13 protein-coding genes are annotated in these 15,844 nt (G+C 40.4%); all 13 read right to left on the bottom strand.

All coding sequences use genetic code 11. The features are described 5' to 3' along the window. Positions 1-17: 17 nt before the first annotated feature. The 13 genes from BV60_RS0107635 to BV60_RS21805 all read right to left on the bottom strand — a co-directional run bounded on the left by BV60_RS0107635 (position 18) and on the right by BV60_RS21805 (position 15,754). The gene (locus tag BV60_RS0107635; RefSeq protein WP_029320647.1) at positions 18-560 is read right to left on the bottom strand and encodes a glutathione peroxidase; all 543 of its coding nucleotides are present in this window, start codon (positions 558-560) and stop codon (positions 18-20) included. 97 nt (positions 561-657) lie between these two features. Next, entirely contained in the window at positions 658-1,779 is a 1,122-nt protein-coding gene (locus BV60_RS0107630) for a DUF362 domain-containing protein (RefSeq protein WP_029320645.1), read from the bottom strand. 135 nt (positions 1,780-1,914) lie between these two features. Continuing rightward, the gene (locus BV60_RS0107625) at positions 1,915-2,145 is read right to left on the bottom strand and encodes a hypothetical protein (RefSeq protein ID WP_156036027.1); all 231 of its coding nucleotides are present in this window, start codon (positions 2,143-2,145) and stop codon (positions 1,915-1,917) included. Between the two features lie 142 nt (positions 2,146-2,287). Next, the gene (locus BV60_RS0107620) at positions 2,288-6,262 is read right to left on the bottom strand and encodes a M3 family metallopeptidase (protein ID WP_029320641.1); all 3,975 of its coding nucleotides are present in this window, start codon (positions 6,260-6,262) and stop codon (positions 2,288-2,290) included. Positions 6,263-6,274: 12 nt separating this feature from the next. After that, the gene (locus tag BV60_RS0107615) at positions 6,275-6,559 is read right to left on the bottom strand and encodes a hypothetical protein (protein ID WP_029320640.1); all 285 of its coding nucleotides are present in this window, start codon (positions 6,557-6,559) and stop codon (positions 6,275-6,277) included. A gap of 112 nt (positions 6,560-6,671) precedes the next feature. Further along, positions 6,672-8,759 (bottom strand): M13 family metallopeptidase, encoded by a 2,088-nt coding sequence (locus tag BV60_RS0107610; RefSeq protein WP_029320638.1) that lies wholly within the window; start codon positions 8,757-8,759, stop codon positions 6,672-6,674. 32 nt (positions 8,760-8,791) lie between these two features. Then, positions 8,792-9,043 carry a hypothetical protein gene (locus tag BV60_RS0107605; protein ID WP_029320636.1) on the bottom strand — a complete coding sequence of 84 codons (252 nt, stop codon included), beginning with the start codon at positions 9,041-9,043 and terminating at the stop codon, positions 8,792-8,794. 119 nt (positions 9,044-9,162) lie between these two features. Continuing rightward, positions 9,163-9,837: a TIGR00266 family protein gene (locus BV60_RS0107600; protein WP_029320634.1), complete on the bottom strand. Its 675-nt coding sequence runs from the start codon at positions 9,835-9,837 to the stop codon at positions 9,163-9,165. A 44-nt stretch (positions 9,838-9,881) separates the two neighbouring features. Next, positions 9,882-10,319 (bottom strand): hypothetical protein, encoded by a 438-nt coding sequence (locus tag BV60_RS0107595; RefSeq protein ID WP_029320632.1) that lies wholly within the window; start codon positions 10,317-10,319, stop codon positions 9,882-9,884. 66 nt (positions 10,320-10,385) lie between these two features. After that, on the bottom strand, positions 10,386-10,922 hold the full coding sequence (locus BV60_RS0107590; RefSeq protein ID WP_029320630.1) for a hypothetical protein: 537 nt from the start codon (positions 10,920-10,922) through the stop codon (positions 10,386-10,388). Between the two features lie 48 nt (positions 10,923-10,970). Next, on the bottom strand, positions 10,971-12,053 hold the full coding sequence (locus tag BV60_RS0107585; RefSeq protein ID WP_029320629.1) for a DUF6765 family protein: 1,083 nt from the start codon (positions 12,051-12,053) through the stop codon (positions 10,971-10,973). 31 nt (positions 12,054-12,084) lie between these two features. After that, on the bottom strand, positions 12,085-12,573 hold the full coding sequence (locus BV60_RS0107580) for a hypothetical protein (protein WP_029320628.1): 489 nt from the start codon (positions 12,571-12,573) through the stop codon (positions 12,085-12,087). Between the two features lie 277 nt (positions 12,574-12,850). Then, a complete protein-coding gene (locus tag BV60_RS21805) occupies positions 12,851-15,754 on the bottom strand; it encodes a mechanosensitive ion channel domain-containing protein (protein WP_051656579.1) in 2,904 nt (967 codons plus the stop codon). Between the last annotated feature and the right edge of the window lie 90 nt (positions 15,755-15,844).

Below are 15,844 nucleotides of genomic sequence, written 5' to 3'. Positions count from 1 at the left end.
TTTTTGTTCAGTTTCTATTATATGAGTTTCTCAACACACGCTGCAACATTTTCCATTTTTTCGGTAGGTTCAAAACGTGCAACAACCTCTCCGTTTCTGTCTACCACAAACTTTGTAAAATTCCATTTGATATCGGGATTATTCTTATAATCCTTATCAATCTTCTTGAGCATAACGCCCATTGCCAAAGCAGCAGGACCTTTACCAAAGCCTTCAAAGCCCTTCTGCTCCTTAAGGAATTTATACAAGGGCAATTGGTTCTCACCGTTCACATCAGACTTCTTCATCTGAGGGAACTTTGTGTTGTAATGCAGCTGGCAGAATTCATGGATTTCCTCATCCGTTCCGGGTGTCTGGCCGGCAAACTGGTTGCAGGGAATATCAAGAACTTCAAATCCCTGCTCATGAAATTTCTCGTACATATCCTCAATATCTTTGTAATGAGGTGTAAAGCCGCAGCCTGTAGCTGTATTTACAACAAGAACAACTTTGCCCTTGTAATTATCCATAGAAAACTCTTCGCCCTTGGCAGTTGTCACAGTATAATCATAAAATCCCATAGCAGACCTCCAAAATAAATATAAATCATCGTCAACTGTTGTTCAATTTTTCTCTATTATATTGTGTACAATTCTTTCTGTCAAGGTTTTTTTTTGGTCACATCTTTATCAGTTCATAATTTCTTGTGCCAAGACCAATCTTTTCACCATGTTCAAGTGTTTCTTTCCATTTTACATTAGGATTGGAATCAAGGAAATGGTCATGGTGATGATGCCAGCCTTCTTTCGCAAGATTATCTCCAAGCTGGCTATTGCGTATAGGATCAGCCTCAAGGCAAAGGTCGGCACAGGCCTGGTCAAGTGCAACCGGATCAAAGGATGCAAGCATTCCTATGTTTGGAAGTATGGGAGCATCATTTTCTCCATGACAGTCACAGTTGGGGGATACATCCATGATAAGTGTTATATGAAAGCACGGTTTTCCTTCACATATAGCCGCGGTATACTCTGCCATTTTTGAGCAAAGGGACTCCAGGGCCGTTCCGCTTTGATTTTCAATTGCATCAAAAGCACACGCTCCTATGCAGCGTCCGCAGCCTTTACACAGGTCCTGATCTATCACAGCTTTTCCAGTTTCATAGGAGATAGCATCAGAACCGCATTCCTTCGCACATTGCTTACAGCTCCTGCAAAGCTCGGGATGCACTATCGGTTTGCCGTCATTGTGCTGTACCATTTTACCTGCACGGCTTCCTCCGCCCATTCCGATATTCTTGATAGCACCGCCAAAGCCTGTCATTTCATGTCCCTTAAAGTGTGAGAGGGAAATAATAATATCCGCATCATACAAAGCTCTGCCTATATAGGCTTCCTTGCAATACTCACCATTCGGAACAGGAACAGTTGCTTCATCCGTTCCCTTAAGGCCGTCTGCAATAATGACGTAGCACCCTGTGGTAACGCTGTTGAAGCCGTTAACCTCAGCATTGTAGAGGTGATCTACAGCATTTTTCCTGCTCCCGGGATACAGGGTGTTACAGTCTGTAAGAAAGGGCTTGCCACCCAGTTCCTTAATAAGATCCGCAACAGCCTTAACATAGTTTGGTCTTATATATGAAAAATTGCCAAGCTCACCGAAATGCATTTTTATAGCTACAAATTTGCCTTCAAAATTAATATCAGCTATCCCTGCTTTTCGGCAGAGCTTTTGAAGCTTCACTCCCTGACTCTGATCCAGTTTTGTTCTGAAATCAGTAAAGTATACCTTTGCCTTATCCATTAAATATCCTCCTACCTGCAAATTACTTACACAACTATATCAACCACATTTATAGGCTCACTTCCGCAATCTGTAAATTCTATTCCATTAGCATTAGGTTCATCAATCAGTGCCTCATAATACCCCGGCACTCCATCAGGATAATACTTTTTCCTTTTTTCTGTAATCAGCCTTGACTCCTTTTCCGTCATAATATAAATGGCCAATGTTGTATATTGCCATATCATCGCCCTGATTAAAGTAAAGAGATCCAATTTCCGCAAGTGTTGCGGGATCATCTGATTCTTCCGATAACGCCTTTTCATCCGTCGTCTCTTCCTGTTCGGTTTCAGGCTCCGCGGCCCCTACAATAAACACTACCGGCATTAAGGCTGAATACACACGCGATAATCAATGATGCTGAAATAATTTTTCTCATAAAATTATCATCTCCTTTATAAGTACTGCTGTCACCAAATCAATTTATCTGATGACAGCAGCACAAATTATTATGTAAGCGATATACTTTTTACCAAACAGCTATCCTGTCTTTGGGAGCAACGTACATTCCGTCGCCCTCCTTAATGTCATAGCACTTATCAAATTCATCAAACTGACTTACGGCAACATTGGTTCTAAGATAATGCAGCGGGTGTGTATCTGTAAGAACACAGTTCTCATTAAACTCCACTGTTCCGGTTCTTGCCCACATTCTGGCATGTGCTCTGAAGAACTTGTCATAATCAAAGCCGTCAATTTCCTCAGCCATCTTAAGCATGCACTTAAGACCTGCCATATCTGCAATTGCCTCAGTCTGAACCATCTGTCCGGAGTACTTTGTTCCATCGTCAAACGCTACTACATTGTCATAGAATTTGATAACCTTGTCAGCTCTGTCCTGGAAGGCCTTATAATCCTCATCTGTCCACCAGCTGTTAACATTACCATTTGCGTCATACTGAGCACCTACAGGATCAAAAGCGTGAGAAATCTCATGACCTATAACACTTCCTAAAGCACCATACTTCTCTTCTATGCTCATGTCTTCACTATAGGTTGCATCACAGAAATATCCCGGAAGAACAAATATTGCATTAAGTGACGGAGCATAAAATGCATTTGTATCAAGAGTATCAACAAGCCAGATATCCGGATCGATCTTGGTGTTTAACTTGCTAAGGTTATACTCAAGTGTTCCCTTTTTATAATCATTTATAGCCTGTATGAATGTACCGCCGTCTTTCTTTGAGGTTACTTTATAGAATGAATCATCATCCCATTTATCAGGATATACTGAGCAAATCTTGATATTTCGAAGCTTATTCTGAGCCTCTTTTCTTGTCTTTTCAGAAAGCCACTCTGTTTCATCAAGCATCTTGTCATAATAATCAATTGCATCCTGACAGAACTTTGTAATCTCGTCTCTAATATCTTCGTTCAGGTATTTATCTACATATATGCGGCCGAAACTGTTTCCGAAGGCTTTCTTGGTTGCTCTGTATGCAAGAATCTCATCAGGAGTAACATCTTTCGCACCTGTAGCCTTTTTTTCATATTCCTGATTTTCACGGAAAGCCTCTTCATCTATAGCGCCCATATAAGATCCAACGGTCTGCGCAAGAACATATGCCTTAATTATGTCAAGATTTTCCTCTGTATATACTTCATTTAATCCGGCAAGCCACTCAGGCTCATTGAGATTGATGAGCTTTGACTTAGCCCAGCCAATGTTCTCCATATACTCAGCAAGCGGATAATTAGGAGAAAGCTTCTTTATATCTTCCATGCTGACAGGATTAACCGAAGCAGTAACATATTCAGGATCATTTTGCTCAAGCTTGGATTTTTCATATCCGGCAATAAGCTTTTCAAACTCCCACAGATCATCTATAGTCTTTTTAGCTTCATCATCTGAAAGACCTATGCGGGAGAGCATGTACTTATAAACTGACTCAGAGTATTCCTTAGAGCGTTTTCCATTTTCAGTAAGAGTCTCATACTCAGCAGAATCACCAAGCGACAGGCTTGTGGGCTTAATTTCCACATTAAAGTATGAAGCGTCATTGGCATCTATGCCGAGGCCAACTCTTGCAAGAGACTGTCCCCAGTATAAAAGATCCTCTGAAACCATAAGCTCTGACATTTCATCAAGAGATGAAACATCCTGAATCTTCTTGACAATAGGCATAAGCGGCTCTACTCCGGTTTCATTTCTTCCATCCCAGTCAAGCCATAGCTCATAAAAGTTCTGTACCCTTTCTGCATCCTCTCCTTTAAGGCTCTTGTCCTTAACGATATCAATGCATCTGTCCTGAACATTTTCCACCGCATCCATAATAGGTGTCTCATTGGAATATCCGGGACGAAACTTTGCATTTACCAGCCAGTCATGATTTACACTAGCGAAAAAATCATCCTTGAGATCTATTTCAGTATCCTTTGTAACCATTCCCATAATTGAGGAATTGATCCAGGGTTTCATAACAGAAGGATCCATCGGGAATTCTGATTTGTCAGTATCCTCGGCATTCTTGTCATCCTTGTCGCTCTTATCGTTTTTATCGCTCTTGTCGTTCTTATCACTCTTAGCAAGCTTAGCATCAACTAGTTCTTCATACTCATCTACAACCTTCTTAAAATACTCAACCACATAGTCATAAGTATCCTTTGAAAGAGGATCAACGCCTGCCTTCTTCAAAAGGTTAACCGGGCTGTCACTACTACCAAGCTTAAGGAATTCCTTATACTCTTCTACAGCGCCTTCTTCTCCGTCCAGAAGTCTTCCTGCAATAGAAGCTGCATATGAAAAATCAGCTGAGTACTGGTATACATAGTAAACATAGTAAAAATGAGGAACCTCAACCCAGCCATATCTGGAATTATCGAAGGTTGCAATACCGTCGCCTCTGTAAGTATTAAGAATCTCCAACCATTTATCACTGAGGTCTTCTGCATCGAGGCCTTCGCCTGATTCTACCTTTTTATATGCATAATCCTCGAATTCTGCATACATCATCTGTCCAAAGAGAAGTGATGAGCATTCTTTAGCTAAAGCTTCAACATAATAAAGCTTTTCTTCATCATCTTTTGCAGTATTGATTTTGTAGGAATTATAAAGAAGCTCATTTGTAACCGATGCAACTTCATGAGTAAATATAGTTGGACTTACATACTGTTCTGGCTGGTTTTCCGCAGATAATTCACCATAAACAGCATGTCCCATTTCATGTGCCAATGTACTTACATCCTTTGCATAGCCATTGTAGTTGTACAATATCCATGGAAGATCCTTATAATATGTGTGCTCCATGAAAGCACCTGATTCTTTTGATGCCTTAGGGTAAACATCAATATGTCCGCTTGTCAGTATCTTTTTGAATATATCAATATAGTCATCCCCAAGAATAGAAAGGGCATCCATAATCTCATCCATTGCATCAGCATATTCGATCTTATCAGGGTGATAATCAGATGCAGATGTTCCCATATGGTAAGGATACTGCTTTTCCAAGCCCAGTGCTTTCTTATGGATGTTGAAATATCTCTGGTAATCAACACTGCCTTCGTGAGCTGCATCTATAAGCATGTCATAGACTTTTGTATCCATGTCATAATCATAAAATGAGCATTCCATGGTTGAGTCAAAGCCTTTAGCCTTGGCCTTGGCATACTCCTCCTGCATTTTGCCTTCAAGAAGCTTTGCCATAGTATTGGCATACTGTTTGTTTTTTTCAATTATAATCTGATTAGCCTTCTCTTTAAATTCATCATCATAGTCCGGGTTATACAGGATGTCATCATAAACCGCTTCAGTCAGTTCCTGCTCCGTGCCATCGGGCATGGTGATCATAGGATGCGGAATATCAACATTCATCAGGATTCCATACACATCCTCAGTATATCCCTGACTGGGTTCTAAGGTTGCCAGAATTATATTTTCCTCCTCGGAAAGTGACTTATAATCAGGATCCGTAAATTTTCTAAGGCGGTAAGCCATGTCCTTTAATACAGGATCAGAGAAAATTTTCTTTCTTTCATCCAATGACATTTGGAATATTTCCGGCTCAGCAAAGGCTGTAACAGTATTCTTCTTTGCCTTAAGATTACTGATCTTTGTCATCAGTCTGTTGAATGTTGCATTTGATCCATCAAGCTTTTGACCATAAGAAGCGTAGCTCTCCAATTTTCTGGCCAGCTCGTTATACTCACCAAGCTCTACATTCTGAAAATAATCATAGATATTCTCAGCAGTGTTTAGCGTTCCCCTGTATTTTTCAACCTCATCAAGGAGCCTATCTGCTTTCTTATAGTCTTCATTCCAATCATCTACGCTTTCATAAAGAAGTGTCAGATCCCATTCGGTGGGATACTTGCTCTCTGACTTATCTTCCTTTGCTGAGGTGCTTTCCTTTGCTGTGACATCAGCGGGAATCACAGCTGCTGATGTCACCCCTAAAGCAAATGAAAGTCCCAGTGCCAAAAGTTTTGATTTCATTTTCTTCATGTACTAACCTCCTTAATCTTCCTTTGGATATGCCTCTAAGACCTCTGAAATAGCCGGAACCATCTCCTTCTTTCTTGATATTCCCGGGCTAAGTATGTAAGAAGTTCCGTCAAAAGTAGCCTTATCACCAAAAGCTTCTTTTAACACCTCAGATGCTGTATCATCAGATGGAACCAGATACGCTATGGAGATATCGTCATGGAAAATACCCTCGATGGATATTCCATCCCTGCTGATACCACAGGCACTTCTTACCTCATCAAGGTAAAACCATTTTCCAAAACATGCCAAGATCATAGCAAGAATCTGATCGGGTGAGCCCTATCAACTACGACTGTCGCTTCTGTTAGCATAAATACATATTGGGAGATATCTCTCCGTCTTTATGTTTTTCCTACATAACTATTTATTACCAGACTGTAATTCTGTCCTCAGGTGCCAGGTACATTCCGTCGCCTTCCTTTACATCGTAGGTCTCTAAGAACTCATCATAATTCTGCACGGGAATGTTGCATCTGTAGCACTCAACAGGATGTGACTCTGTAGCAATGTAGAACTGCTCTGCAGCATCATAGCGGGCATTCTTCTGAATTGTCGCAATCTGTGTAAAGAACATTTCATAGTCAAAGTTCTTTTGCTTTTTAGCAATACCAAGAAGGCACTTAAGTGACCCAAGGTCAGCTATAGCTTCGCCATTTACATGTATTGCGCCTTCCTCACCATAGGGCTCATCAGAAATTTCCGGTGCGGGAACAAGTGCTGCATAGTACTTATTAAGCTTTGCTACACGTTTCTTGAATTCTGCCTTATCTTCAGGCTGCCACCAGTCTGCAAGGTTACCATCCTTATCATAGTTTGCGCCTTTGGTGTCAAAGGCATGGCTTATCTCATGACCTACTATCATGCAAAGACCACCAAGCTTCTTCTCAAGCGGCCAGTCGGGATCATAATAATCACCGCCGCAGATTGCTGCCATGATATTTAATGAATTCTCTGCAGGCTCATAAGCTGCTCCAAGCTCACTGCAGTTCTCTAAATCTGACCAATAGGTTCCGTCGTTTTTAATTGTGAGTAATTTTATCTTTCTGCCAAGCGCATACTGCTTTGCTTCAGCCACAGCGTCAAGCACTGTTTCGCCCTCATCTGATGACTTGATATCAAGTGTTCCGGCATCAAGGAACTTATCGGGATAGCAAACATTAAGTTTGATATTATCCAGCTTTTCTATAGCCAGTTTCTTTGTTTCATCTGAGAGCCAGTCTTCTGCCTGCAGCATTTCTCTGTACTCATCAACCATCATCTTGGTAAGTTCCATGACCTGAGGCTTTATATCCTGATCAAAGCAGTAGTTTGCATAAACCTCATCAATCTGATACTTAGCAAGTTTCTGTATAGTTTCCATCGCATAAGCCTGGTCATCCTTTACGGAATCAGTGCCGGTCATCGGTTCACTGAACTTAGCCATAGCTTCATAGGTGTCCCTGTCAAGATAATCGGAAATATCAATTATTGTATGTACCAGAGTCCACGCCTTAAGCTCTTCCAGATTTTCCTCTGTATAAAGCTTGTCATATTCATCAATCATATCTACATAGTAGATACGGACAGATGAATCCTTCAAATCATATCCAAGCTTTTTATAGATATCTATAAAGGGTATATTCTTATATCTTTCTTCAAGCTCTTTGGAGGTAAGGACAGTAGCCAAAGCTTCAGGTCCCATCTCCTGTTCTTTTTTCTCCATAGACCGCTTTGCAGGAGCGAGTTTTAGTTCAAAATTAATGCAGCTGTCTGTCAGTTCCTTTGCCTGCTTTTTATCATAGCCGGCCCTCTCAAGAACATATTCTGATGACTGCCTTACAACTTTAATTAAATCGCTGTCATTTCCTTTGTCTGCTCCATCGTAATATTCAGCACGAGGGCCAACCATTTTAGGGGTCAGCAGTACAAATATATTGGACAGCGCATCCATTTCATTAGCTGTTACAATATCTTCCACGTTAGGTCCCATGAGAAGATTGCGCTCTTTATCCGAATAAAACTCAGTCAGTTCATCAATAGAGGAAATAGACAATATATCGTCAGTGTATTTTTTCAACACTTTGTATTCGTTCTTATCACGGCTATCCCAGTCAAGCAAAAGATTATAGAGATTCTGAACCGATGTAAGATTCTTATCATCCTTCTTCTCTCCTGTGATAACCTTAATCTTCGCCTCATTTACGCGCTCTGTCTGCTCAGTTCTTGAAGATGCATTGGATTCACCTTCAGCAATCTTTACCTTTTCAGCCCATTTGCGGTTTACATACGCAGCAAAGTCGTCCTGTGGGCGAATTTCAGGTGCGTCTTTAAATACTCCGAATATTCCGGAATCCATCCACTTAGCTCCCGGGCGGTCTGCAGCGCTTACCGTCATCCCAAACAATATGGATGCTACGCAAACGCTGGCTATAACCTTTTTTCCTGTTCGCTTTAAGAGATTTGTGTTTCTTACCATAGGCCTACTTCCTTTCTAAAAAAATTTGATCTTTATTCTTTTCCTGCTTTTATCTTATCTTCGATAACATACCTCAGTATGCAGAGTGTAAGTACTACAGCACAAAGCATCACACTTTTTCCGAGTGTGGCCATTTCAACAGTTTCTTCGTATTTCATTGAAAAGCCTGTAATCTGATATGCTCTAAGCGCTCCTGTTATGGCAAACAATATGTGGTAAAAAACGACTAAGAGAATGACTATTCCCTTCATCATATCCGCGAAATTTAACTTTTTAGAAGCCATCATTGCCTCCTTTAAGTTTTTATCAATAGCTATAAGAAGACCAAAAACACAGCAAAAGGGGCATAGAAGAAAAAGCGCTTTTCCCCTATGCCCCCAAAATATTTAATATAAATTATGTCTTACTTCTTATTGTGAATAAGTTCAGCAATTGTACTAGCAAACTGTACGAGCGGCTGAGTCTGAAGAATTATACGGCCGGGACCTGTAACTACTGTATTCATGAGACCTTCTCCACCGAAGAGAATATTATCAAGGCCTTCAACCATAGCGACATCAATAGTTACTGTGTCATCACACATTACAAGATAACCTGTATCAATAGTCATCTTCTCGCCGGGCTGAAGTTCATACTCTACAGCGCCACCATCGATCTCGATAAGAGCCTTTCCACGTCCGGAAAGCTTGTTCATGATGAATCCTTCACCGGCGAATAAGCCTGCCTGAAGCTTCTTCTGGAAGAAGATATCAAGGTTTACGCCTTCATCCATTGCAAGGAAGGAACCCTTCTGAACAACAATGGGACGACCTGTAACATCAATCTCACGGATTTCACCGGGTGAGCATGCACCAAGTGCAAGGATGCCGGGACGCTCAGCAAAATAGCGGTTCATAAAAGCAGACTCGCCTGACAATGCACGGCCGAGCATCTTGCCAATTCCGCCACCGGTATTTGTTTCCATCTTAACGCCACCTGCGTACCAGGACATAGCACCTGTTTCACATAAGATAGCGTCTCCAGCTTCCATCGTGCAGATAGCTACCGGAAAGTTTCCACCTTTAATTTCACAATTCATAGTAACCTCCTTTAATATATGTTTTTTAAAAAAAAGTTATTTCTTTAGTACTCACCGTCTCTGTAATTCTTGATTGTGTTTGCTGCAAGGAAAATGCATCCGTTTTCAATAAGTGTAACAATAGGAGAAACAAGTGCGCTTAAGCCGCTACCAAAATTGGAAATAACTCCTACTATCGCAATAATAAAACCAATAATAGCAAATATCCATGCAGGCATAACCTTTTCGGGATCGTTTGATGCACGTACTGAAAAGATACCTTCAAGTAACGTAACTACACCAACAACAATGATGGCTATTATTCCTATAAGGGCAAATGTGCCAACCGCACCTCCGAGTTCCTCGTCAACCTCGACTGCGATTCCTGTGAGAAGTCCACCTGCGAAAAGGCTGATCACACCCATTATAAGAGTTCCAACACCACTGATTATTCCCAAGATACCTACAATCTTAAGAATAAGTTTACTAGTATCCAAGCTCATAAGTTTTCGCTCCCTTCATAAGAAAAAATTTTTTTATATAAAGCCATTTGACTATGGCTATATACCTTACTCAATGAGAATGAATGAGGTTCTGCGGAATGCACTGAATATCCTTACTACTGCGGAATAGATAAGTCCAAGACTATATATCAAAAGCGCAGTGTTTGATTTTCTTATAAGTATCAGGCATGCTATGGCAAGTAAAAAGTTGATCATTCCATGACTGAATTTAAGCTTCCATGGGCCTTCAACAGTTCTTTTTGCTTCCATAGCTCTCAGTACCTCAACCACACCTGAGAATGCATGGATTCCAATCAGATACAAGAGAATGAAGATTTTCGGTACTGTTGCGAGTGAGCCTGTAATAAGAGCAAAGTCAAGAATTATTACTCCCTGAATAAGGATCATTTTGCCGCCTATCATGTGTCTGGCCATTGTAAAATAGAAAATAATATCTTTAATTCCCGCTATTGCAAGGCCAAGTGAAAGGATTGCGACAATAACCATATACATTTCGTCTGATGGAAAGACAATGAACAATATTGCAACTGCCAGCATTACCAATCCAAACAGCACACCTTTTATTCTTTGAAAACCACTCATGTTAAACCCTCTTTTTGAATCAAAATCTTCGTAACATCAGTAAGCCTTTTACTTTGTAATACCGGCAAGCTTATTGTCTGACCTCTGTATTGCCTCTATTACCATGCCCTTGTGAGCCATCGCGCCCCTTGTGAATCTGCCGATAAAAGTATCATCCTTCTTAGAACTGCCTGCATATTCAGCAAAGTACTTATCGATTTTATGATCTTCTATCTTCTGTCCCGACAAGTCTTCTCCGAAGGCCTTCCAGTCTTCGCAGGCAATGACCTGTCTCTTTTCGATAATTCCCTTTATTCTGTCCAGATAAGGCTCTACTGCCTTAGTGTCATATTCCTCTTTCAGGAAGTAAGAAATATCTCCCCTGATGTACTTCATTGCCTGGATCATCTGAGTGAAGGCTTTCATATAATCGCTTGGATTATCCTTAATGAGCTCTTCATATTCTCCCCAGGCCGGAAGATATTTATATCTTACAAAGCTGTAATCCGGAAGATGTCCTGCTCTGCCATGACCAAGATTCATGATGGAATTTTCATTGGTCTGATACAGGCTGTTCGTGTAAATGCTGTTGTCAAGATCATCCGGTGTTGATGTCTTGTGAACAAATGTTATCTGCTTTTCTCTATAGCCATCTCCCTCAGGGAACAACTCATAGAAGTAGTAGTTTGTATTGTTTATTACAAGAGATGGTGTTCCCGCAAAATTGCTGTGTGCCCAGGTATCTGCAAGAACGTGCATTGCAATGCCAACCGACTCTAAGGGTTTTCCTTTTGCGAGCTCAACGGTTTTTAAAACAAGATCTCCGTTGGGTCCGCAGACCAATCTGTACTTATCAAGATATCTCTTGGAACATCCCGGCTTATTTGCATACAAGTCTCTGGGCAGAAAATGGAATGAAGACCATATTCTTGTAATATCCTGTAGTCCCACCGGATCGGTTCTTGCATCCATAAGCTCAAGCTGCATCTGTGTGGTAGCCGCATCTGAGGGTCCTTTAATCTTTGCAAGCAGTGTCCTCGTGCACAAATCTACAAACTGAGCACTGTAAGCTACCAGAAGGCTCTCCTCATGGTCATAGCCTGCTAAAAATGCTGCGCAATATGTAGCATAGTAATGAAAATCTTCCTGCATAATTATTCGCTCCTCATCTATAAATGCGTATTTACTGTCTCAGGTTTTTAATCTTTCGGGTTGATATTACAACAGTTCCCAGAATATAAATGGCGGTTATATCAACAATAATTGAGGCTATGGTGGTCTCGATGTTCTCAAGATCTTTGATCTCATCAACATAGCTAAGCATTCCGAGAATTGAAACAACCAACAGAATCACTGCCCAAACGAAATATCCCTTTTTATAAGGCATTCCCTTAGCAGCCCTTGAAGCGTTAATGCCAATATAGTAATGAATAAGGAATATAAGTGCTGTTATAAGAAACAGTACGGCAATAACTCCTATGAGAACACCAATTGCAATGCCCTGTTCCTCTTCCGTTACTTCACTTAACATCTCAGCGGTGGCATCCTTCATATTCATCATGACTTGCATGATAACCTTCAATACATCCCATGCACCGAGTATTATTACTCCCAGTCCGCACACATTCAGATTGTCTTCATAACGCCTTAGTAAAGAACTGTCACTATTCATATCTTTTTCCTTTCTCACAACATTTTATATGTAAAAAAGTTTAGTTATCATATATTATTTACTATTCTCCCCACATATATGATTTTACAATGAGGGGGGGAATGAATACTATTAAATCAAAATAAAATATCTATATATCGTTAGTTTATATTTATGTTCATTTATTCGGTTTAAATTATATAACTTGACTTTGTGCTACAAATTCAATATTTTCAGACGGCGCACATAAAATCATAGATAAACAAATTGACTAATTATGAGTTGGACAGAGCGCTGATTAAATAAAATCATCATCATCATCGTCATCACTATCCTCTTCTTCCTCGGAAGAATCCGTAGATGAATCGCTTTCGTCTTCGGATCTTTGCATTCCTTCATAATTGAACGGTGAACCGATACCATTTTTATCAAAGAGGATTTTGATTTCTCTAAGCACGGCTCTTGCGGCCTTCCTGGAATATCTGGGTATTACGTAAAGTCGTATTCTTAGCATTACGCAACCATCTTCAATTGCATTGACGCCCTCGTATCTTAAAGGCTTTACAAGCCCGACAATATTTTCTGAAATTTTTGGAAGCTCTTCTTCAAGCAGTTTTTCAATCTCCAAAAGATCAAGATCGTATGCGATGGGGAATTTTACTACCTCTTTGGCCACTTCACCATTGCAATTAATGACATCCTTTATCGATGAATTGTTGAAGATCTTGGTATCTGCATATGAAACAACTTTCGTGGAGCGTATTCCTATCTCCTTAACTATTCCACCCCAGCCTCCTATAATTACATAGTCACCGATTTTTAAGGTTCCCTCAAATATGATGAAGATACCGGCAATTATGTCATTGACCAGGTCCTTGGCACCAAAACCTACCATAAGAGACAGCACTCCTGCTGATGCCCATAAAGTCCTGGTATCTACGCCAAACTTCGCCAGTCCCATGTATAGGAAAAGCAGAGCAGCTGCATATTTAATGGCATTTTTAAAAAGAAGCAGCATTGTTTCCGTACGCAGATCCGTTATCCTTGCTATGCTGTATAGTATCTGATTAAGCAGCTCCTTAAATACATACAATACACAGAAAAGGAACAGGCAGTAGGAAAATGAAAAGAGATTTAGTCCCTCATCCCAGTTTCCAAGGAGCACATATGCAAATCCATCCAGCCTTCTGGTATCCACTCCCGCCATAATTACCAAAAATTCATATGCAATCAGCAGGGAAGAAAATACCAGTAATATGCGGTAGATTATCTTTTTTATACGCATTTCGGGTGGCTGCTTATTGACAGGTATTGTGCTCTGATTCTCCCATCTTTCTTCGAAGCCAAACTTTTCCTGAACCTTTATAATGTCGTTAAGAGAATTAAAAATCGCAGTGCCTGCATTTCCATTATTTGCTCCGCCTTCTTCAGCTGCCTTTGATTCAGTGTTTTCTATATTCTTAAAGATTCTCTTATAGGCAAATATAGCTATCAGCACAATAAGGATGCATGTAACCATAAAGAAAGCCGCCATCTTCAGTGAAATGAAAAAGACATTGGTGTTATCAGTGCTTTTGCATATCGGCATCAGATACAGGTCTTCTGTTTCGCTTATTCCGGCATAATATGTATCACCATTTATGATTTCAATTCCGTTATAATCTCCTCTTATTTCCTCTACATCCAGTCCGATATCCTCAACGCTGGCATTTTCATAGCCCAGCCCTGTAGTTGCAGCAATTGTCATATCATCCTTGTTTATAGCCAGCGCATACTTAGGAAGTCCTATTACCATGTTGTCCAGAACAGTTTGTACATCAATAGGACCAATAAGCCGCTCTCTGAGCGAAGGATCAATTGCAACCTGAACAAAGCCATCCGCAAGATCATTCTCATCACGGATGCTGACGCCTATATACTGTTTATATTCTCCCTCTGATTCGTCATCCCGGGGATCCTGAATAACATAGTCCGTTCCATCCAGCAGGGTTCTGAATGCATATGACTGGTCATCAGGATCATTACTTAAAACGAAATGATCATACGGCGAGTTTGTGACCATGACCTTACCGTTTTTATCAAAGACATAGATGTATTCCACATCCAGATCTTTAGCATATTCTGCAAGGTCTTTTCGAGTAACGTTGTTCTTACCTTTTGATAATACGAGTTGCGCAGCCAGCCGGCACTGGTCAAGATACTGAGAATCCAGCCACTCGGAAAGCTCTTTTCGATAGTCCCTGTAGGTATTTAAGGTCTCCACTGCCACCCGGGCATGTTGGTTCATGGTAGCAAGATCCCCTGTCATTGTGGACATTTCCTGATAATACCAGATGGTAGAAAAGTAAATAACAACAGCGATAAGCGTGCAGGATATTATCTTGCGTCTGAAATTCTTATTATCATATTTTTGCCAGGCGAAACAAAAACCAATATAGCGAACTATAACCCATCCAATAATATAGAAAATTAAAGTTGCAAAAAAGCACCTGAATACTATAAAGGAAATTGCCTGACGAAGTGTCTCTCCGCAAATAATATACGTGTCCCTATAAGAGAAGGTTGACCCGATTATCCCCTCATCCATAGAGGCTGATAAACTCTCAAGGTCGAGATTTCTATCCAATATTTTAGCAGGAATAAAGAACCCATATTCGTTAGCAATATCTTCTTCGGTAAGCTTTCCGCTCATTTCTTCCAAATCCGGAACATCCAGTTTATCAGTGTCGCCAAAGACCAGTTCCAGTTTTGAACCTATAAACGTTTCATCAGGATGCGCCAGAATTGTCAGGTCGTCCTTTGAGACAACAAGAACATGCCCGCCTCTTCCGACACGGAGCTTTGTGACCCTGTTCATCCATGAAAGTGTATGCTCAATAACACTTTCTACACTTTCTTCATCCGTTTCTGTCCTGTCATAAAGCGCATCCTTATTGTGTTTATATATATCTTCGCGGCTCTTTTCCAGCTTTGCATTGATTTCTCTTAGTGCATCTTCATTTTCCTGAAGTTGGGGAAGTATTTTTGAAACCTGAATAATGGCACGATTTACCTGCGGTATCAATTTCGTTTCCATATCTTTAAAGAAAAACATAAATGATACCACTGAAAAAACGATAGTTGCAATGATCAGAATTATGTGCATGCTTAGTTTTGATAGTCTTATTGTAGCTTTCGTTTTAGATTTCTTTGTATCTTTCATGGTATCCCCCTTTGAAAGATAGTGCCAAGGTCGAAGTAAAAAATAGAAGTCAATTTAATGATACAATAGTTACAATTTACCGTTTATAAA

Source organism: Butyrivibrio sp. AE3004 (genome assembly GCF_000703165.1).
GTDB lineage: Bacteria > Bacillota > Clostridia > Lachnospirales > Lachnospiraceae > Butyrivibrio.
Note: the sequence above shows the minus strand (reverse complement) of the source record. Positions and strands in the feature narration are given on the sequence as shown.